19 protein-coding genes are annotated in these 18718 nt (G+C 66.5%); 12 read left to right on the plus strand and 7 right to left on the minus strand.

The window, feature by feature from the left end:
• The first annotated feature begins 60 nt into the window (after positions 1–60).
• The 4 genes from GIW57_RS18160 to GIW57_RS18175 all read left to right on the plus strand — a co-directional run bounded on the left by GIW57_RS18160 (position 61) and on the right by GIW57_RS18175 (position 3399).
• On the plus strand, positions 61–909 hold the full coding sequence (locus GIW57_RS18160; RefSeq protein WP_100461502.1) for a MurR/RpiR family transcriptional regulator: 849 nt from the start codon (positions 61–63) through the stop codon (positions 907–909).
• 12 nt (positions 910–921) lie between these two features.
• Positions 922–1686, plus strand: a complete 765-nt coding sequence (locus GIW57_RS18165; RefSeq protein ID WP_108265834.1) for a L,D-transpeptidase family protein — start codon at positions 922–924, stop codon at positions 1684–1686.
• On the plus strand, positions 1683–2984 hold the full coding sequence (locus tag GIW57_RS18170; protein WP_100461511.1) for an amino acid permease: 1302 nt from the start codon (positions 1683–1685) through the stop codon (positions 2982–2984). The genes GIW57_RS18165 and GIW57_RS18170 overlap by 4 nt, the downstream gene beginning before the upstream one ends.
• 82 nt (positions 2985–3066) lie before the next feature.
• The gene (locus GIW57_RS18175; protein WP_236512242.1) at positions 3067–3399 is read left to right on the plus strand and encodes a hypothetical protein; all 333 of its coding nucleotides are present in this window, start codon (positions 3067–3069) and stop codon (positions 3397–3399) included.
• Positions 3400–3517: 118 nt separating this feature from the next.
• On the opposite strand, the gene yiaA is transcribed toward GIW57_RS18175, so the two are convergent.
• A complete protein-coding gene (gene yiaA / locus GIW57_RS18180; protein WP_100461515.1) occupies positions 3518–3970 on the minus strand; it encodes an inner membrane protein YiaA in 453 nt (150 codons plus the stop codon).
• A gap of 171 nt (positions 3971–4141) precedes the next feature.
• On the opposite strand from yiaA, the gene GIW57_RS18185 reads away from it, so the two are divergent.
• Positions 4142–5308: a PQQ-dependent sugar dehydrogenase gene (locus tag GIW57_RS18185; protein ID WP_236512244.1), complete on the plus strand. Its 1167-nt coding sequence runs from the start codon at positions 4142–4144 to the stop codon at positions 5306–5308.
• Between the two features lie 70 nt (positions 5309–5378).
• Here the strand turns inward: GIW57_RS18185 and GIW57_RS18190 are convergent, their stop codons facing one another.
• The 4 genes from GIW57_RS18190 to folB form a co-directional block, all read right to left on the minus strand.
• Positions 5379–5969 carry a hypothetical protein gene (locus GIW57_RS18190; protein ID WP_100461520.1) on the minus strand — a complete coding sequence of 197 codons (591 nt, stop codon included), beginning with the start codon at positions 5967–5969 and terminating at the stop codon, positions 5379–5381.
• Between the two features lie 139 nt (positions 5970–6108).
• Positions 6109–8283 carry a glycoside hydrolase family 3 N-terminal domain-containing protein gene (locus GIW57_RS18195; RefSeq protein ID WP_236512246.1) on the minus strand — a complete coding sequence of 725 codons (2175 nt, stop codon included), beginning with the start codon at positions 8281–8283 and terminating at the stop codon, positions 6109–6111.
• Positions 8284–8411: 128 nt separating this feature from the next.
• Entirely contained in the window at positions 8412–9683 is a 1272-nt protein-coding gene (locus tag GIW57_RS18200) for a mechanosensitive ion channel domain-containing protein (protein WP_100461525.1), read from the minus strand.
• A gap of 88 nt (positions 9684–9771) precedes the next feature.
• A complete protein-coding gene (folB, locus tag GIW57_RS18205) occupies positions 9772–10125 on the minus strand; it encodes a dihydroneopterin aldolase (protein WP_025878255.1) in 354 nt (117 codons plus the stop codon).
• A gap of 365 nt (positions 10126–10490) precedes the next feature.
• Here folB and GIW57_RS18210 point away from each other — a divergent pair, with 365 nt between their 5' ends.
• Entirely contained in the window at positions 10491–11150 is a 660-nt protein-coding gene (locus GIW57_RS18210) for a hypothetical protein (protein ID WP_236512247.1), read from the plus strand.
• A 44-nt stretch (positions 11151–11194) separates the two neighbouring features.
• Here GIW57_RS18210 and tsaD read toward each other — a convergent pair whose 3' ends face one another.
• Positions 11195–12220 (minus strand): tRNA (adenosine(37)-N6)-threonylcarbamoyltransferase complex transferase subunit TsaD, encoded by a 1026-nt coding sequence (gene tsaD, locus GIW57_RS18215; protein ID WP_165376074.1) that lies wholly within the window; start codon positions 12218–12220, stop codon positions 11195–11197.
• 167 nt (positions 12221–12387) lie between these two features.
• Between tsaD and rpsU the strand changes: the two genes are divergently transcribed.
• Positions 12388–12603, plus strand: coding sequence for a 30S ribosomal protein S21 (gene rpsU, locus GIW57_RS18220; protein ID WP_002808376.1), 216 nt, complete (start codon positions 12388–12390; stop codon positions 12601–12603).
• 133 nt (positions 12604–12736) lie between these two features.
• Positions 12737–13183: a GatB/YqeY domain-containing protein gene (locus GIW57_RS18225; protein ID WP_100461532.1), complete on the plus strand. Its 447-nt coding sequence runs from the start codon at positions 12737–12739 to the stop codon at positions 13181–13183.
• A 73-nt stretch (positions 13184–13256) separates the two neighbouring features.
• Here GIW57_RS18225 and GIW57_RS18230 read toward each other — a convergent pair whose 3' ends face one another.
• Positions 13257–14192: a hypothetical protein gene (locus GIW57_RS18230; RefSeq protein ID WP_236512249.1), complete on the minus strand. Its 936-nt coding sequence runs from the start codon at positions 14190–14192 to the stop codon at positions 13257–13259.
• Positions 14193–14409: 217 nt separating this feature from the next.
• Here GIW57_RS18230 and GIW57_RS18235 point away from each other — a divergent pair, with 217 nt between their 5' ends.
• From GIW57_RS18235 to GIW57_RS18250, 4 genes are read left to right on the plus strand one after another with little or no spacing between them, the layout of a single operon-like run.
• Positions 14410–15327 (plus strand): YihY/virulence factor BrkB family protein, encoded by a 918-nt coding sequence (locus GIW57_RS18235; RefSeq protein WP_236512251.1) that lies wholly within the window; start codon positions 14410–14412, stop codon positions 15325–15327.
• A gap of 59 nt (positions 15328–15386) precedes the next feature.
• Positions 15387–17126, plus strand: coding sequence for a DNA primase (dnaG, locus tag GIW57_RS18240; RefSeq protein ID WP_100554543.1), 1740 nt, complete (start codon positions 15387–15389; stop codon positions 17124–17126).
• 26 nt (positions 17127–17152) lie between these two features.
• The gene (locus GIW57_RS18245) at positions 17153–17653 is read left to right on the plus strand and encodes a protein tyrosine phosphatase family protein (protein ID WP_236512253.1); all 501 of its coding nucleotides are present in this window, start codon (positions 17153–17155) and stop codon (positions 17651–17653) included.
• Between the two features lie 41 nt (positions 17654–17694).
• Positions 17695–18666 carry a bile acid:sodium symporter family protein gene (locus GIW57_RS18250; RefSeq protein ID WP_099782541.1) on the plus strand — a complete coding sequence of 324 codons (972 nt, stop codon included), beginning with the start codon at positions 17695–17697 and terminating at the stop codon, positions 18664–18666.
• Positions 18667–18718: the final 52 nt, after the last annotated feature.

Raw genomic sequence — 18718 nt, forward strand, 5'->3', positions numbered from 1 at the left:
ACCCATGACAAGCTCTGCGCGACCCACCGCAACGCGCCTACACACGCCCGGACGCCCCGCATGCCGCCCCTGCTGAAAATCCGCACCGAGCGCGGGCAGATGTCGGCCATCGAACGCCGCATTGCCGACTTCATCCTCGACAACGCGCACCTGCTGCGCGATTACTCTTCGCAGCAGCTGGCCAGTGCCCTGGGCATCAGCCAGTCCAGCGTGGTCAAGTTCAGCCAGAAGCTCGGCTTCAAGGGCTACCCGGACCTGAAGTACTCCATCGGCGAGGATGTCGCCCGCGCCGGTGCCGACCCGCAGCAGGCGCCGGCCGCACCGGATATCAGCGATGACTACCTGCGCCTGGGCGATGCCCTGCGCCGCAGCAAGGCGCAGGCCGAGGAGGAGACCCGCCAGGCCAACCCGCGCGAGGAGATCGAGCGCATCGTGCAGCTGCTCGACGGCGCGCCGAAGCTGTTCGTCCACGGCCTCGGTGACGACGGCCTGTACGCACGTGAATTCGCCATGCGGCTGTCGCTGCTCGGCCTGCTGGTGGTGCCGCATACCGATCCGATCCTGATGCTGGCCAACCTGTCCGCGGCGCGTCCGGGCGATGTGCTGTTGATGTTCTCCGAGTTCGGCAACCTGCCACAGCTGTCACAGCTCTCGCGCCAGTTCCAGGACATGGGCGGCAAGGTAGTGTCGATCACCCGCCACACCGCCAACCCGCTGCGCGCCCATGCCGATGCGGCGCTGGTGGTGTGCGCGCACGACCGTGCGCCGCAGGTGGCACAGCTGCTGTACCGTAGCGCCATGCACGCCCTGCTCGATTTCCTGTTCGTGCTGCTCTGCCATGCCAATCCGGATCGCCAGCAACAGCTGGCGGTGAACCTGGAACGGATCGATCACCTGCTGGATTCCTGACCGGAGCGCCCGATGAACCTGCTGCTGGCCCGCCTTGCATCCGCCGCGCTGCTGCTCGTAGCGGCCGTCACTGTCCATGCTGCGCCGCTGGACGACGCTCGCCAACTGATCGTCGTCACCAGCGAGAACTGGGACAGCACGCAGGGCCAGCTGCAGGCCTTCGTGCGCGACGGCAAGCAATGGCGCGCGCACGGACAGGCATTCCCGGTGGCGCTGGGCCGCACCGGTAGTGCCTGGGGCCTGGGCCTGCATCCTGCCCAGGCCGATGGCCCGCAGAAACAGGAAGGCGACGGCCGCAGCCCGGCCGGCGTGTTCGCGCTGGGCAGCGCGTTCGGTTATGCCGTCACCCGGCCCGGCACGGCGATGACCTACCAGCCGATGAGCAGCACCAGCTACTGCATGGACGTACCGGCGTCGCCGTTCTACAACCGCATCGTCGATGCAAAGAAGGTCGGCAGTGCCGCCATCACCGGCTCCACCGAACCGATGCGGCTGGACCTGCACAACAAGGGCGACGTGCGTTACCAGGAAGGCTTCGTGATCGCCCACAACCCGGACAACCAGCCTGGCAAGGGCAGCTGCATCTTCGCCCATCTGTGGCGCCAGCCCGGCGAGGCCACCGCCGGCTGCACCGCGATGCCACAGGCGCGCATGCAGGCATTGCTGGACTGGCTGCGCCCGCAGGACACGCCGCGTTTCGTTCTGTTGCCACGCGCCGAATACCAGCGCCTGCAGGCGCAATGGAAACTGCCCGCGCTTGAAGGAGCCGCACGTTGAGCACCGCCGACGAACCACAACTGCAACGCGCGGTCAGCCGCTGGCAGATTGTCGGCCTGTCCATCAACGATGTGGTTGGCAGCGGCATCTACCTGCTGCCGGCGGCCACGGTTGCCCTGCTCGGGCCCTTCAGCCTGTGGGGCGTGGTCGCCGCCGGCATCGTCGTCGCCCTGCTGGTGCTGTGTTATGCGCAGGCAGCCAGCTATTTCGATGAACCCGGTGGCAGCTACCTGTACGCGCGCGAAGCCTTCGGTCGCTTTGCCGGTTTCGAGATCGGCTGGATGATCTGGCTGACCCGCATCAGCTCCGCCGCAGCGCTCAGCAATGCGCTGGCCGACGCCGTGGCGCGTTTCTGGCCGTGGGCAGGCGCAGGCATGGGCCGCATCGCAATCATCGTTGTCTCGCTCGCCTTCCTGACCGGGGTGAACATCATCGGCGTGCGTTCGGCTGCCCGTACCGGCATCGTGCTGGTCATCGGCAAGATGCTGCCGCTGCTGCTGTTCGTGGCCATCGGCGCGTTCTACATCGACCCGCAGCTCGCCTTCTCCGGCCAGCGCCCCGACCCGCACGACCTGCAGCGCATGGGCGAGGCAGCGCTGTTGCTGTTGTATGCCTATGCCGGGTTCGAGAACATCCCGGCCGCGGCCGGCGAATACCGCAACCCACGCCGCGACATCCCGTTCGCGCTGATCACCATGATCGTCACCGTCACCGTGATCTACGCGGCGGTGCAGATCGTGGCGCAAGGCACGCTGCCGGGCCTGGCCGCGTCGGCCACCCCGCTGGCCGATGCCGCTTCCAGCTTCGGTGGTGAGGCGCTGGCGCTGATCCTCACCGTGGGCGCGACCATCTCCATCCTCGGCACCAACAGCAACACGATGATGATGGGCCCGCGTTTCCTGTTCGCCCTGGCCCGCGATGGCTACGGCCCGAAGGTGCTGGCGCAGGTGCACCCACGCTTCCGTACCCCGGCCGCAGCGATCTTCTGCCAGGGCCTGATCGCCCTCGGCCTGGCCCTGTCCGGGTCGTTCGTGCAGCTGGCACTGTTGTCGATGACCACACGCCTGTTCGCTTACATCGGTACTGCAGCAGCGGTGCTGGTGTTGGCCAAGCGCTATGCCGACCGCCCCGGTGCGTTGAAGCTGCCCGGTGGCCCGCTGATTCCGGTGCTGGCCCTGCTGCTGTGCATGGCCCTGTTCGCCAGTGCCAGCTGGCAGAACATCGCCGCGGCGCTGGTCGCCTTCGCTGTTGGCGCGGTCATCTACAAGCTGCCGCGCAAGGACGTCGCCGTGGATTGACCTGGCGGTCACGCTGCCCGCCCGGCGCGTTAACCGGCCGATGGGCAGGATCAAGCTTCGTCCACCACGGAGCCTCCTGCCCATGAGCCCCGATTACCAGATCCCCGGCCGCGTGCCGGAAGACGGCACACCCCGCCAGGCCGTTTCGGACTACTGGCGTGATCGCTATACCAGCGAGCCGTACTACGACAACCAGCTGTTCTTCGACGACTACGAGCCGGCGTACCAGATCGGCCACACGGCGCGCGCGCAGGACATGATCCGCGCATACGAAGAGATCGAAGGTGAGCTGGAAACGCGGTGGGCGAAAGAGCGCGGCAAGAGCCGGCTGGAATGGGCGCAGGCCCGCAGTGCCGTACGGCGCGGCTGGGAAGAAGCAGTGAACCTGGACCCGCGCCGGAACAACGGCGGATAACCATGCCCTGTAGAGCCGAGCCCATGCTCGGCTGACGCCTCAGCTGTAGAGCCGAGCCCATGCTCGGCTGAAGCCTCAGCTGTAGAGCCGAGCCCATGCTCGGCTCTACCTCCGCCCGTCAGTCCTGTTCCGGCAGTGGCGGAATCGACGAAGCGCGCTTCGGCTCGGCCGCGTTGGCAGCAATCAGGTCGCGGGTGTTCTTCTGCACCGCCACCGCGCCAAACAGCGACAACGCGAATGCCATGCCATAGAAGCCCTTTTCGCTCAGCACCAGGGTGGCGTTCCACAGGCCGACCAGCAGCAGCAACAGCGCCGACAGCAGCGCGAACCAGCACAGCGCGTAGTAGAGGCTGCTCACCGGAATGCTCTCGACGCGGTCGCGCACGCTCTTCTGCAGCGACACCGCCGCGAACAGGCCGAACAGCAGCAGGGTCAGGTAATAGCCCTTTTCGTTCAGCGGCATTTCGGCATTGAACAGGCCTACCAGGTAGGCCACCGCGCCCAGCAGCAGGGCCACCCACGAGGCGGCGATGAAGGCGGGCGAAGGTCGATGGATGATCGGTGCGTTCATTGCAGTTCCTTGGCAGACAGGCGGGCATGCTTTGCCCGGGCGAGAACACCCTAGACGATCCGCGCCAAGCCGCACAGGGGGTAGCAGGACCTTCGGGCCACGACCGTCACCCCGCCAGTGGTATACAAGAGAGAGCCTGGCCATCCGCATCCCCTTCCGCTGGAGATACCCATGACCCGCACGCCCCTGTTGCTCGCGCTCGGCCTGCTGCCGATCCTCGCCACCACCGCCTGCAATGCTGCCGGCCCTGATGCCACTGGCCAGAAGGTCCCGGCAACCGCTGCAACCGCCGCCGACCAGCGCCCCTTCACCGCCACCGAGGTCAGCCGCTTCGACCAGCCGTGGGCGATGACCTTCCTGCCCGATGGCAGCCTGCTGGTGACCGAGAAGCGCGGCAAGCTGCAGCACCTGGACCTGGCCGGCGGCAAGAAGCATGAGATCACCGGTGTCCCCAAGGTCGCGTACGGCGGCCAGGGTGGTTTCGGTGATGTGATCCTGCATCCGGATTTCGCCCGCAACCATGTGGTCTATGTCAGCTATGCCGAGGAAGGCACGCTGGATACGCGCGGCGCGGCCGTGGCCCGTGCCACCCTCGCCCTCGATGCCAACGGCGGCGGCCAGCTGAAAGACCTGAAGGTGATCTGGCGGCAGACACCAAAGGTCAGTGGCGAAGGCCACTACGGCCACCGCCTGGCCTTCGGCCCGGACGGCAAGCTGTGGATCAGTTCCAGCGAACGGCAGAAGTTCGATCCGGCGCAGGACATGAGCGGCAACCTGGGCAAGATCATCCGTCTCAACGATGACGGCAGCCTGCCTGCCGACAATCCGTTCGCCTCGCAGGGTGGCGTGGCCGCACAGGTGTGGTCGTTGGGCCACCGCAATGTGCTGGGCATCGCCTTCGATGCCAACGGCAAGCTGTGGGCACAGGAAATGGGTCCGGCCGGCGGCGATGAGCTGAACCTGATCGTGCGCGGTGCCAACTACGGCTACCCGATCGTGTCCAACGGCGACCACTACGATGGCCGTCCGATTCCCGACCACGACACCCGCCCGGAATTCGCCGCGCCGAAGGTGACCTGGAACCCGGTGATTTCCCCGGCCGGTCTGATGTTCTACAGCGGCAACCTGTTCCCGCAGTGGAAGGGCAGCGCCTTCATCGGCGGCCTGTCGTCCACGTCGCTGGTGCGCGTTGCCTTCGACGGCGACAACGCACGCGAAGCCGAACGCTTCAACATGGGCGAGCGTATCCGTGAAGTGGAACAGGGCCCGGATGGCGCGCTGTGGCTGCTGGAAGACGGCAGCAAGGCACGGCTGCTGAAGCTCACGCCGAAGGCCTGATTGGCCAGGTTGCCGGCCAGCGGCCGGCACTACCGAACTGCAACGGCCCCGCATGCGGGGCCGTCTGCTTTCACTGGATGGTGATGACCTTCACTTCCGTGCGCGTGCAGGCCTTGTCCAGGCACTCGCCGTTCAACCACACCTGGCCATCGCCGATCATCACGCCCTGCTGGTTGACGAAGACCTTGCCGAACTCCTGCGCGGATACGGCCTTGACCACCGCCGGGGTGATGATCTTTTCGTAGTTGCGCTGGAATTCACCGGGCCCGGTGATCTTCTTGCCACCACTGATGTTCAGTGGAAAGCGCACTTCTTCAACCACGGCAGGACGATCACCTGCGACCACGGCGGTCTTGAAGGCATTGAATACTTTTTCATACTGCGCCGCATCGCCCAGCAGCGTCTCGATGCGCGCGCGGGCGTCGTCTGCTGCGGGCTCGACCGGGCTGGGAGCATCCGCAGGCGTCGCTGCCGCATCCTTGGCGTGTTCCGCCGCAGCCTGCGGTGCCGCAGCGGCATCGGGCGTGGTGCTGGCGGCCGCCTCAGCCGGCGTCGCACCTGTCATCGGCGGCGGCGCATCGGCGGCGGGCTCGGGCGGCGATGCCGGCTGCGAGCACGCTGCCAGCAACAGGACAGGAACAAGGTAGGCCATCGTGCGCATGCGCGGGCTCCATCGATACAGGGAGTCCGATGGTAGCGCCGGGCCGCGCCCGGCGTGTTCGCCATGGGTGAGGACGCCGGGCATGGCCCGGCGCTCCTCATTGCCAGTAGATCCACGCCATGCGTGGATGCTCTACCGGTCAGGCCTTCAGCAGCTCGAACTGCACGGCCTCACCGGCCGTCGACGAGGCACACACCCACACATCGAACAGGCCCGGCTCGGCACGCAGCACGCCGTCGCGGCCGGTGAATGCCAGCTGCTCACGGGTCAGGGTGAACACCACCTCGGTCGACTCGCCCGGCTGCAGGGCCACCTTGCGGAAGTCCTTCAGCTCACGCACCGGCCGCACGCGGCTGGCCACGCGGTCATGGATGTACAGCTGCACCACTTCCTCGCCGGCCACGTTGCCGGTGTTGGTCAGCGTGGTGGTCAGGGTCAGGGTGTCGTCCCAGCCGACGCGCGCACTGCTCAGCTGCGGCACACCGTAGGCGAAGGTGGTGTAACCGATGCCGTGGCCGAACGGATACAGCGGCTCGTTCGGAATCTCGCGCCAGCGTGCCTTGAACTCCGACATCGTCGGCAGTTCCGGGCGGCCGGTACGCGGGTGGTTGTAGAAGTACGGCTGCTGGCCGGACACCTGCGGGAAGCTGACCGGCAGGCGGCCGGACGGGCTGTAATCGCCGAACAGCACATCGGCGACGGCATGGCCGGTCTGCGTGCCCAGGTACCAGGTGATGGCTACGGCATGCGCATTGCGCACCGCCCCCTGCAGGGCCAGCGCGCGACCATTGCGCAGCAGCACCACCAGCGGCTTGCCGGTCATCGCCACCGCTTCGGCCAGCGCCTGCTGTGCCGGCGGCAGGGTGATCTCCACGCGCGACTGTGCCTCGCCGCTGTATCGCTGCGGCTCGCCCAGTGCCAGCACCACCACGTCGGCACGCAGCGCAGCCGCCACGGCCGCTTCGGTGCCACCGGCAATGGCCACTTCCAGCTCGCAACCCGGCACCACTTCCAGCAGCGCATCATCGCCGATGGCCGCGCGCACGCCGGTTTCCAGGTCGACGTAACGCTGCTTGTCGCCGAACAGCGTCCAGCAGCCCTCGATGTTGTCGCGGTCCTGCACGAACGGGCCGATCAGCGCGATCTTCTGGCCGTTCTTCTGCAGCGGCAGCACGTTGTCGCGGTTGTTCAGCAGCACGATCGAACGGCGCGCGGCATCACGCGACAGTTCGTCATGGGCGGCGATATGCGAGGTATCGGCTTCGCGCGCCGGGTCCAGCGAACGATACGGGTCGTCGAACAGGCCGATGGTTTCCTTCAGCCACAGGATGCGGCGCACGCCTTCATCCAGCACGCTCATCGGCACCTCGCCACTCTCCACCAGGCCCGGCAGGTGCTCGGCGTAGAAGCCGCTCTGCATGCTCAGGTCGAGGCCGGCGGTGAATGCCTTGGCGGTGGCATCGCGGTCATCGGCGGCATAGCCGTGCGCGACCAGTTCCATGTCGGCGGTGTAGTCGGAGATCACCACGCCCGGGAACTTCCATTCACCCCGCAGGATGTCGGTCAGCAGCTCGGCGTTGGCGCTGGCCGGCACGCCGTTGATGTCGTTGAACGAGGACATCACGGTGATCGCGCCAGCGTCGAAGGCGGCCTTGAACGGCGGCAGGTGCACGTCGCGCAGGGTCTGCGGCGAGATGTCGACCATGTTGTATTCCATGCCGGCCATCACCGCGCCGTAGGCGGCGAAGTGCTTGGGCGTGGCCAGCAGCGAATCGGCCGCGCACAGGTCGCTGCCCTGGAAGCCACGCACGCGGGCGGCGGCGAACGCGCAGCCCAGTACCACGTCCTCACCGGCACCTTCGGCACCGCGGCCCCAGCGCTGGTCACGGGCGATGTCCACCGCCGGTGCGTAGGTCCAGTGCAGGCCGGCAGCGGTGGCTTCAACCGCAGTGGCGCGCGCGGTGCGCTCGGCCAGGTCCGGCTCGAAGCTGGCCGCTTCGCCCAGCGGAATCGGGAACACGGTGCGCATGCCGTGGATGACGTCGGCGGCCAGGATCACCGGGATGCCGAGGCGGCTCTCCTCGGTGGCGACCTGCTGGATACGGCGGCCGAGCTCGGCGCCGACACCGTTGAACAGCGAGCCGACCTTGCCCTCGCGCACCTGCTGCAGCACCTGGTCGGCATTGCGCACGTTGGCTTCCGGGTTCACGTCCGGGGCGAACGGGCGGACCATGTCCGCGAAGACACCCAGCTGGCCGACTTTTTCCTCGACGGTCATCTGGGCAATGAGGGATTCGATGCGATCGGAGGCCACCGGCAGTCCTTGATGAAAACGTTTACAAGCCCGGCATTCTAGCGATCCCGGGCGATTTGGCGAGAGGTTTCGTCATTCAGTTTCAGCCACCAGCCGGATCCGTACGGTCCGGCCGGGGGCATCGCAGCTTACTCCGAGCCGGCCAACTGGCGCTGCCCGGCCATCAACATGGCGTCGCTGGACGCCTGGAACACCCGCAGGCCAAAGGCCGGCAGGATCGCCAGCAGGTGGTCGAAGATGTCCGACTGCACCGCCTCGTATTCGCCCCAGGCGGTGCTGCGGGTGAAGCAGTACAGCTCCAGCGGCAGGCCTTCGGTGGTCGGCTGCAGCTGGCGCACCAGCAGGGTCATGTCGGTGTGGATGCCCGGGTGGCTGGCCAGGTAGCGCTCCACATACGCCCGGAACGTGCCCAGGTTGGTCACCCGGCGGCTGTTGACCTCGGCCACGCCCTGCTCGCGCAGGCGTCCGTTCCACTGGCCCAGCTCCTGCTGCTTGCCGCGCAGGTAGTCGCCCAGCAGGGCGAACTGGCCAAGGAAGGCCAGGTCGTCCTCTTCCATGAAGCGCACGCTGTGCTGGTCCAGGTACAGCGCGCGCTTGATCCGGCGGCCCCCCGCTTCCTGCATGCCACGCCAGTTCTTGAACGACTCGGTCACCAGCTTCTTGGTCGGGATGGTGGTGATGGTCTTGTCGAAGTTCTGCACGGTGACGGTATGCAGGGCGATATCGATGACATCGCCGTCAGCGTTCTGGCTCGGCATCTCGATCCAGTCGCCGATGCGCACGCGGCCATCGCCACTGATCTGCACGCTGGCCACCAGTGACAGGATGGTGTCCTGGAAGATCAGCATCAGCACCGCGGTTGCCGCGCCCAGGCCGGTGACCAGTGGGCCCAGCTTCACCCCCAGCAGGGTGGCGACGATGGACAGGCCCGCGGCCACGAACACCACGATCTTGACCACCTGCAGGTAGCCCTTGATCGGCTTGTTGCGTGCATCGGGCTTGCGTTCGTACAGGCTGTTGGCCGCATCCAGCGCATGCGAGAACGCCATCGACACGGTCAGTACCGCCCACACGATGCACAGCTTGATGATGACGTTGACCAGGCCTGGCGGCAGGTCGGGAATGAGGGTGATGCCCGAGGCGATCACCTGGCTGGGCACCACGTTGGACAGGCGCGCGATGACCCGCATCAGGTGGCTGCCACGCCCGGACTCGGCGCCCGGCAGGCGCTGCAGCAGGCGTCGCAGGCCGCGCACCAGGATGCGCTTGGTCACCCAGTTGGCCAGGCCGGCTGCGATCAGCAGGGCCGAGATCATCAACGCCAGGTAGGCGCCAGGATAGGGTTCCAGTGTGTTCTGCAGCTGTTCCAGCCACTGTACCGCCACCACTGCGTCCACCATCGGTTGTCTCCTTCTTCATTGCTGTTGAGGTTGCCGGCCAGCGGCCGGCACTACCGGGGGTTGCCAGCCGGCGGCTGGCAGTAACGGGTCAGTCCCGCGAGCGCTCGATGATCACGCCGACCGCGCGCGCGCCGCGCACCGCACCGGGCTTGCTCAGCTTCAGGCGCAGCCACTTCACGTCGAACTCGTCCAGCACGATCTGCGCGCAGCGCTCGGCCAGGGTCTCCACCAGGCCGAATTCCGACTCGCGCACGAACTGCTCCAGGCGCTTGCTGACCGCCTTGTAGTTCAGGGTATGGGCAATGTCATCGCTGGCCGCCGGACGACGGTTGTCGAAGCCCATCTCCAGATCGAACACCAGGTCCTGGCGGATCCGCCGCTCCCAATCGTAGATGCCGATCAGGGCGTCGATCGTCAGCCCTTCGATGAAAACCTTGTCCATTGCGGTTACCAGCCGGAAAACAGGCGGTCATGGTAACGGGACGGCGGTGAGCCTGCCCGGAACGGGCGACGGGTCGCCGGGCATTCACAGGGGCTGAAAAAGACAAAGGGCCCTGCTAGCGGGGCCCTTTGGTACTACCGTTTGTCCCCGGGGGGAGCTTTCTCAAGCCGCGAGTCCCGGTGGCGCAGGTGATCAGATTAGGCAGGAACCAAACTGCGGGTCAAGGCCATGTGCGACAACGCAGACCAACGTCTTGTCCCCAGCTTGAACGCGGGAAATCGGCCACGTACACAAAGGCGTTCCCTGATGGTGGCCGACTCCATCCCTGGCCAACATCGATCTTCCCCTCACCAGCGCACATCACGATGGCTGCATACGATGCATTGAGACGCGCGCTGTCAGCGGAGCGTCTGTCGACCTACGAGAGAATCGCATCGACCTGCCGCCCTGACGTCACTGCCGAATCCCTGTACCTCTGGAACATGCGGATGTGCGGTGCATTGATGATGCCGGTCCACCTCTGCGAAGTGGTCATCCGCAATGCAGCGGCATCGGTACTGGCGCGGCAGCATGGTCCGCGATGGCCGTGGAATGATGCCTTCCGGCGCAGGCTGCCGGCATCATCATCCGCCTTCGCCAGGACAGCGCTGGAACAGGCAGCCTGTCGCGCGACCAGTACCTCCGAGATCGTCGCCAACCTGCCAATGGTGTTCTGGCAACAGCTGTTCACCTGTCGCTTCGACTCCACGCTGTGGATTCCGGCACTCAACGGCGTACTGCGCCATGCGCCTTCGGCTCACCCCAGTGTCATCAGAAAAGCCATGCACGTTGACATTGGACGCATCCGCCAGCTGCGCAACCGCATCGCCCACCACGAACCGATCCTTGAGCGCGACATCGGCGCCGACCTCGCCGCGATCGGGCGGCTGATCCACGCCCGTTGCCCGCACACCCTGGGCTGGCTGCAGCGCCATGAACGGGCGACGACGGTGCTCGCGGCCTCGCCATTGGTTGGCAAACCTTGATGACGTTGCCGGCCAGCGGCCGGCATCACGGGACCGGGTCCGGCTCAGACCGCCGGCAGCGTCGCCATGTCCCAGCGCGGGGTGACGTCCACCTTCGGCGGGCTGTGCTGGCCCGCCTGCAGGCGCAGTGCGCCAGCGAAGGCAATCATCGCGCCGTTGTCGGTGCACAGCGCCGGCCGCGGGAAGCAGGCGCGGCCGCCGAGGCGCTCGGCCATCTGCTGCAGGCGTGCGCGCAGGCGCTTGTTGGCGCCGACGCCGCCGGCCACCACGATCACATTGGTGCCAGCCGCTTCCAGCGCGCGCTCGCACTTGATGGACAGGGTCTCGACCACGGCATCTTCAAAGCCACGAGCGATGTCGGCGCGGGTCTGCTCGCTCTGGTCACTGTCGCGCCAGGCCATCAGGACCTGGGTCTTCAGGCCGGAGAAGCTGAAATCCAGGCCCGGGCGATCGGTCATCGGCCGCGTGAAGCGATAGACGCCCGGCGTGCCCTGCTCGGCCAGCTTGGCCAGTTGCGGCCCGCCCGGGTACGGCAGGCCCATCATCTTGGCGGTCTTGTCGAAGGCTTCACCGGCCGCATCGTCCAGGGTTTCGCCCAGCAGCCGGTACTGGCCGATGGCATCGACGGCCACCAGCTGGGTATGGCCGCCGGACACCAGCAGGGCCACGAACGGGGCCTGCGGCGGGTCGTCTTCCATCAGCGGTGCCAGCAGATGGCCTTCCATGTGGTGCACGCCCACGGCGGGGACCTCCAGTGCCCAGGCCAGCGACCGGGCCACACCGGCACCCACCAGCAGCGCCCCGACCAGGCCAGGGCCGGCGGTATAGGCCACCCCGTCGATGTCGTTCACGCCGAGCCCGGCCTCGGCCAGCGTCTGCCGCACCAGCGGCAGCAGCTTGCGCACGTGGTCACGGCTGGCCAGCTCGGGCACCACACCGCCGTACTCGGCGTGCAGGGCGATCTGGCTGTAGACCGCATGGGCGCGCAGGGCCGCGCTGCCGGACAGGTCGGTGTCATACACCGCCACGCCGGTCTCATCACAGGAAGATTCGATGCCAAGGACTCGCATGCCTGCTATTATGACGCCCCTGCCAACCCCTCGGGGGAACTGGCAGGTCTCACTGCAATCCAACAACCTGCCCCTATTCAGGATTTGCGGCTTGCAGTTTGTTTATTCGCCACTATAATGTGCGGCTCGCCGGGCGTGACCCGGTTCTACTGTGTCCCGGAGATTCCATGCCCAGCGTCAAAGTCCGCGAGAACGAACCCTTTGAGTTTGCTCTTCGCCGCTTCAAGCGCACTTGCGAAAAGGCCGGTGTGCTGGCCGAAACCCGCAAGCGCGAGTTCTACGAAAAGCCGACCCAGGAGCGTAAGCGCAAGGCCGCCGCTGCTGTGAAGCGTCAGCTGCGCCGTTCCTCGCGCGACGTCACCAAGCGTCAGCGCCTGTACTGATCGGACGCATCTTCATTGCGGTGGGCATTCCCTGCCGCGGTGGAGTCGAAGCCGGCACGCGCGAGCGTCGCCGGCTTTTTGCGTTTCCGGGCCCGGGCATCCGCCCTGCCCCACCACCACCACGAGGTTCGCCATGAGCATGAAGCAGCAGCTCACCGAAGACATGAAGGCCGCCATGAAGGGCGGCGAGAAGCACAAGCTGGGCGTCATCCGCCTGATCAACGCGGCCATCAAGCAGAAGGAAGTCGACGAGCGCATCGAGCTCGACGACACCGCCGTGATCGCCGTGCTCGACAAGATGGTCAAGCAGCGCAAGGACTCGGTCAGCCAGTTTGAAGCGGCCAACCGCGAAGACCTGGCGGAAATCGAGCGCGCCGAGATCGTGGTGATCGAAGCCTACCTGCCGGCCAAGATGGGCGAAGCCGAGATCGTCGCGGCGATCCAGGCGGCCATCGCCGAGACCGGCGCCAGCAGCGCGGCCGACATGGGCAAGCTGATGGGCGCGCTGAAGCCCAAGCTCGCCGGCCAGGCCGACATGGGCCTGGTGTCCAAGCTGGTCAAGCAGCAGCTGGCGAGCTGATTCAGCTTCGCGCGCCGCACAGGACAAGGCCCGCATCTCGCGGGCCTTGTCATTCTTGCCTGAATCACGCTGCTTACTGTGCCTGGCGGCAATTACGCAATGTCATTGAGCTTTCCTCAACCGAACTCACTTCACCTTCCAGCTTGGCCCAGTCGCGCTCACGCAGCATTGCCACGTAGGCCGCCTGGTCCGATGCGAACTCACAGCGGATGGTGTAGTTGTTGTTGTTGAAGGTGTCGTTCTGACGGATGCGCAGCAAGCCGCGGGTCGGCGTCACCAGATAGTTGATTGAGCCGATGTCGCCAGGTCGCGTCGAGTACCGGTTGGAATTGACCGTATAGATCTGGCCATCGATCCGGTAGCGCTGTCCCACGTACTTCGCATATACCGGCAGGAAAGTGGCCGAGCGGTCACCCATGTCTTCCTTGTTGGTGGTGGTGCCCAGCATCAAGTCCTTGAAGCTGCCTGCACTGTTGTACAGCGCCATCGTGTCGCGTACTTCCTTGCCCATCTTCTTGGACAGGTCCGGCGCCTTGACTTCCTCGGCAGCCGGCATCGGGTACTGGGTGCGCGCGGCGGCGGCAAGGGCATCGCCCTGGCTCCCGGCCTTGAGCTTGTCCAGCATCTCGCACATCGACTGCCGCGCGATCTGCGGCTCAATCGTCTGGCCACGAGCAAGCTTGGTCGTCAGGGTGACGCGACCGGAACGATCGGCGGTTCCGATCAACACCAACGGCGTCCGCAGGCCCTTTCGCTGGATCAGGTACTGGTCGCCCGTATTGCCCTCCACGAGCTGTCCACCCACGTCCAGCTGATCATCGCCACCGATCTTGCGCAACTGGTCCAGTGCGCTCTGCACCTTCAGTCCTGGAATGGTGAGATCAGCCATGTACAACGCGCCATTGCGCGGATCGCCCACCGTCTTGAACGCTTTCTCGCAGGCCGCAGAAGCCGCGACCGAGCCACTCATCGCCAACAGCATCATCGTCGTGCAGACCATTCCTTTCATAGATCGTCCTTTTTTGCTGTGAAGTTGCAACCTCGCGGCCCTGCGCCCCCGCAACGGCCTACGGATACTGCTGCGGCAGCCCTCTTGATGCACCGCCGGCCGGACAGAAGGATAGCGCGCTCCCAGCCGCAGACGCGTAGCTGAATGGGAACTTCACCCTTCACGAAGCGCGGTTTTGCTAGAACAAAGGCATTCCGCCCGCACTTGACCCCCCTCAATGCCACAGTCGCACCGTTCCCTGCACACCGTCCGATCCCGCCTGGAGCGCCTGCAGGATAGTTTCCCGATGGCGGTGGCCAAGCGCTTCGTCGAGATCGATGTGCTGACCCAGGCCGCTTCGGTCTCCTTCTATGCCCTGCTGTCGATGGCGCCGCTGCTGGTGCTGTTGCTGTGGCTGACCGCCTCGTTGTATCCGCCGGCGCAGCAGGCACTGATCGGGCAGATCGGCTCGGTGGCCGGCAGCAGCGTGGCCAGCGTGGCCGACACCGTGCTGCACAACGCCAACAGCCAGCCCAGCGTCGGTTCGCTGGCCGGGGTCTGGAGCACGTTGCTGTTGTTCGTCGGCGCCACCGCCGTGTTCGCGCAGCTGCAGAACGCGCTGAACCGGATCTTCCATACCAGCGGGCAACGCCTGGACGGGGTCAAGGCCTGGCTGCGCAAGCGTGTGTTCTCGTTCGGCGTGGTGCTGGCACTGGGCTTCCTGCTGATCCTGTCGATGACCGCCACCACCGCGCTGCAGGTGGTGTTCGCGCAGCTGCCCTCGGTGCTGCCCGCAATCGGTTATCTGACATCGCTGCTGCTGTACACGCTGGCCTTCGCCTTCCTGTACCACTACCTGCCTGACCGGCGCGTGGCCTGGCGCCAGGCGTTCATCGGCGGCGCCATCACCTCGTTGCTGTTCACCCTCGGCCGTTATGGCATCGGCGTCTACATCAGCACCGTTGCCCCCGGCAGTGCCTACGGCTCGATGGGTGCACTGGTGATTTCGCTGGTCTGGATCTACTACGCCACTGCCGTGTTCTTCGTCGGTGCATTGATGACCGCGGTGATCGACGAACGCCAGTACGCACGTGCACGCCTGGCCAGCGCCGATGGGGCCCCACAGGAAACCGGCCCGGCCGCCGCCAGCGAGTAAACTAGGGGACCTGCCGCCCCCGCAGCGCGCCCTGGCGGCCGCGCCCTGTCCTGTTGCCCATGGCCCGTATCCCCGACGCTTTCATCGACGACCTGCTGGCCCGCTCCGACATCGTCGAGGTGGTGGGCAGCCGCGTGCCGCTGAAGCGCCAGGGCAAGGAATACGCCGCACGCTGCCCGTTCCATGACGAGCGCTCGGCCTCGTTCACCGTCTCGCCGACCAAGCAGTTCTATCACTGCTTCGGCTGCGGCGCGCACGGCACCGCGATCAGCTTCCTGATGAACTACGACCGCCTCGAGTTCCTCGACGCGGTGGATGAACTGGCCAAGCGTGCCGGCATGGAAGTGCCGCGCAGCGAGAACCCGCGCAGTGCGCAGCAGCAGGATGACAGCCGCGAGCTGTACTCCGCGCTGGACGCGGCAACCAAGTTCTTCCAGAAGAACCTGGAAGGCAGCGAGAAAGCACGCAGCTACCTCGACGGGCGTGGCGTGGACGAAGAGAACCGCGCACGCTTCCAGATCGGCTACGCGCCCGATGGCTACAGCGGCCTGCGCGATGCGCTGGGCAAGGACGAGCGGCGGATGAAGCTGCTCGACCGCGCCGGCCTGTTCTCCAAGAACGACCGCGGCCACGTCTACGACAAGTTCCGCGACCGGGTGATGTTCCCGATCTTCGACCGCCGTGGCCGGGTGATCGCCTTCGGCGGGCGCGTGTTCGAGAAGGACGACGGTCCCAAGTACCTCAACTCGCCCGAGACCGCGCTGTTCCACAAGGGCCGCGAACTGTACGGCCTGTGGCAGGTGCGCCAGACCAACCAGAAGATCGAGCGCTTGATCGTGGTCGAGGGCTACATGGACGTGGTCTCGCTGTTCCAGTTCGGCGTCACCCAGGCGGTGGCGACGCTGGGCACGGCAACCACGCCGGACCATGCCGAGCTGCTGTTCCGCAACGCGCCGGACGTGTTCTTCTGCTTCGACGGCGACGCCGCCGGCCGCCGCGCCGGCTGGAAGGCGCTGGAATCGGTGCTGCCACGCATGAAGGACGGCCGCCAGGCCTTCTTCCTGTTCCTGCCCGATGGCGAAGACCCGGACAGCATCGTGCGCAAGGAAGGTGCCGAGGCCTTCGACGAGCGCCTGAAGCAGGCCACGCCGCTGTCGCAGTTCTTCTTCGACGAGCTGACCCGCGAGATCAACCTGGGTACGCTGGACGGCAAGGCACGGCTGGCCGAGCGCGCCAAGCCGATGCTCGCGCAGATTCCCGACGGCGCGTTTGGCGACCTGATGAAGCAGCAGCTGGGGCAGCTGACCGGGCTGGGCGGCAATGCGCAGGCGGGCCGCCCGCAGATGCCGCAACGCGCCGTCTCGCGCACGATCCAGCCGGTGGCCAAGCGCAGCCTGGTGCGCGGCGCGATCGCCGTGCTGCTGCAGCAACCGACGCTGGCCCTGACCCTGGGCGGCAAGCACCACTTCCAGGGCCTGCGCCTGCCGGGCGTGGAGCTGCTGCTGGAACTGCTGGGGCTGGTCGAACAGCGCCCGGACATCAGTACCGGTGCCCTGCTGGAGCATTTCGACGGCCGCGAGGAACAGGCGTCGCTGCACACCTTGGCCGCGCAGACGCTGGCGGGCGATGAAGCGATGTGGACGGTGGAGCTGCATGACGCGGTCGGGCAGCTGGAGAAGCAGCTGCTGTTCCAGCGGATCGACGACCTTAACGCCAAGCAGCGACAACAGGGTCTGGACGATACTGACAAGTACGAGATGCGCGAGCTGCTGAAGGCACGTGCCAATCTGCGCCTGTAGCGGCAGAACACATCCCCGGAGAGACCATGCTGCTGCGCCTGACCTGCCTGCTGTTGTTGTCGCTCTGCCCGGTTCTGCCAGCCTGGGCTGTGAATCCCGCCCTTGCTGAAGTCCGCCCCGGCCTGTACGCCGGCGGCCAGCCCACGGCTGCGCAACTGCGCGAACTGGCTGCACAGGGCGTGCGCACGGTGATCGACCTGCGCCAACCCGATGAAGATCGCGGCTTCGATGAAACACGCGAGGCCGAAGCGCTGGGCCTGCGCTATGTACGCATTCCGGTGGCCGGTGCCGAGGGCCTGGATGCCGCCAACGTGCGCGCCGTGCACCAGGCCCTGCAGCAGAGCCAAGGCCCGGTGCTGCTGCACTGTGCCTCCGGCAACCGCGCCGGTGCCGTGCTCGGCCTGGTCAACGCGCGCTACGAACACGCCAGTCCGGAACAGGCCCTGCAACTGGGCCAGCGTGCCGGCCTGAAGTCGCTGGAAGCAGCCACCCGCGAGCGCCTGGCGATCCCTTCTCCCACCCCCTGATTCCCGGGGGTAATCCCCCCGCACCAAGGAGCCTATCCACCATGACCCGCTGGTGGTCGCGCCTGCGACCGGACAACTTCACCCTCGCCCTGCTGTGCACCGTCGGCCTGGCCTCGCTGCTGCCGATGAAAGGCGCCGCCGCCCTGGTGCTCGACGATGTCACCACCGTCGCCATCGCCGCGCTGTTCTTCCTGCACGGCGCGCGCCTGCCGCGCGAATCGATCATCGGCGGCATGCTGCACTGGCGCCTGCACCTGACGATCCTCGCCTGCACCTTCATCCTGTTCCCGCTGCTGGGGCTGTTGTTCAAGCCGTTGTCGGGCTGGCTGCTGACGCCCGAGCTGTACCTGGGCGTGCTGTTCCTGTGCACCCTGCCGTCCACCGTGCAGTCGTCCATCGCGTTCACCTCGATGGCGCGCGGCAACGTGCCGGCAGCCGTGTGCAGTGCCTCGCTGTCGAGCATCCTCGGTGTGTTCCTGACGCCCCTGCTGCTGACCGCGCTGGCCGGGACCTCCGGCGGCGTGCACGACCCGCTGCATGCCATCGGCGGCATCATGCTGCAGTTGCTGGTGCCGTTCGTGGCCGGCCACCTGCTGCGCCCATGGATCGCCGGCTGGGTGGAAAAGCAGCGCGCGCTGCTGCGCTACACCGACCAGGCCACCATCCTGCTGGTGGTGTACTCGGCGTTCGGCGAAGCGGTCACTGAAGGGCTGTGGAGCAAGACCCCCCTGCTCTCGCTGTTCGCGGTGGCGGTGGTGGCGGCGGTACTGCTCGGCATCGCCATGCCGCTGATCACCTTCATCGCGCGCCGCCTGCGCTTCAACCGTGAAGACGAGATCGCCATCGTGTTCTGCGGCTCGAAGAAGAGCCTGGCCACCGGCGTGCCGATCGCCAAGGTGCTGTTCGCTGGCGGCAGCCTCGGTGCGATCGTGCTGCCGGTGATGATCTACCACCAGATCCAGCTGATCGTCTGCGGCGTGATCGCCCAGCGCTACGCCAAGCGCGCGCCCTGACCTGCGGAACAACCATCCACGCATGGCGTGGATCTACTGTAGCGCCGAGCCC

It is taken from the genome of Stenotrophomonas sp. PA-6-5C (assembly GCF_021605635.1).
Lineage (GTDB): Bacteria > Pseudomonadota > Gammaproteobacteria > Xanthomonadales > Xanthomonadaceae > Stenotrophomonas > Stenotrophomonas lactitubi.

Coding starts and splice junctions, on each gene's coding strand:
- GIW57_RS18160 (WP_100461502.1), top strand. CDS start 61: ATGCCGCCCCTGCTGAAAATCCGCACCGAGCGCGGGCAGATGTCGGCC.
- GIW57_RS18165 (WP_108265834.1), top strand. CDS start 922: ATGAACCTGCTGCTGGCCCGCCTTGCATCCGCCGCGCTGCTGCTCGTA.
- GIW57_RS18175 (WP_236512242.1), top strand. CDS start 3,067: ATGAGCCCCGATTACCAGATCCCCGGCCGCGTGCCGGAAGACGGCACA.
- yiaA (WP_100461515.1), bottom strand. CDS start 3,970: ATGAACGCACCGATCATCCATCGACCTTCGCCCGCCTTCATCGCCGCC.
- GIW57_RS18185 (WP_236512244.1), top strand. CDS start 4,142: ATGACCCGCACGCCCCTGTTGCTCGCGCTCGGCCTGCTGCCGATCCTC.
- GIW57_RS18190 (WP_100461520.1), bottom strand. CDS start 5,969: ATGCGCACGATGGCCTACCTTGTTCCTGTCCTGTTGCTGGCAGCGTGC.
- GIW57_RS18200 (WP_100461525.1), bottom strand. CDS start 9,683: ATGGTGGACGCAGTGGTGGCGGTACAGTGGCTGGAACAGCTGCAGAAC.
- folB (WP_025878255.1), bottom strand. CDS start 10,125: ATGGACAAGGTTTTCATCGAAGGGCTGACGATCGACGCCCTGATCGGC.
- GIW57_RS18210 (WP_236512247.1), top strand. CDS start 10,491: ATGGCTGCATACGATGCATTGAGACGCGCGCTGTCAGCGGAGCGTCTG.
- tsaD (WP_165376074.1), bottom strand. CDS start 12,220: ATGCGAGTCCTTGGCATCGAATCTTCCTGTGATGAGACCGGCGTGGCG.
- rpsU (WP_002808376.1), top strand. CDS start 12,388: ATGCCCAGCGTCAAAGTCCGCGAGAACGAACCCTTTGAGTTTGCTCTT.
- GIW57_RS18225 (WP_100461532.1), top strand. CDS start 12,737: ATGAGCATGAAGCAGCAGCTCACCGAAGACATGAAGGCCGCCATGAAG.
- GIW57_RS18230 (WP_236512249.1), bottom strand. CDS start 14,192: ATGAAAGGAATGGTCTGCACGACGATGATGCTGTTGGCGATGAGTGGC.
- GIW57_RS18235 (WP_236512251.1), top strand. CDS start 14,410: ATGCCACAGTCGCACCGTTCCCTGCACACCGTCCGATCCCGCCTGGAG.
- dnaG (WP_100554543.1), top strand. CDS start 15,387: ATGGCCCGTATCCCCGACGCTTTCATCGACGACCTGCTGGCCCGCTCC.
- GIW57_RS18245 (WP_236512253.1), top strand. CDS start 17,153: ATGCTGCTGCGCCTGACCTGCCTGCTGTTGTTGTCGCTCTGCCCGGTT.
- GIW57_RS18250 (WP_099782541.1), top strand. CDS start 17,695: ATGACCCGCTGGTGGTCGCGCCTGCGACCGGACAACTTCACCCTCGCC.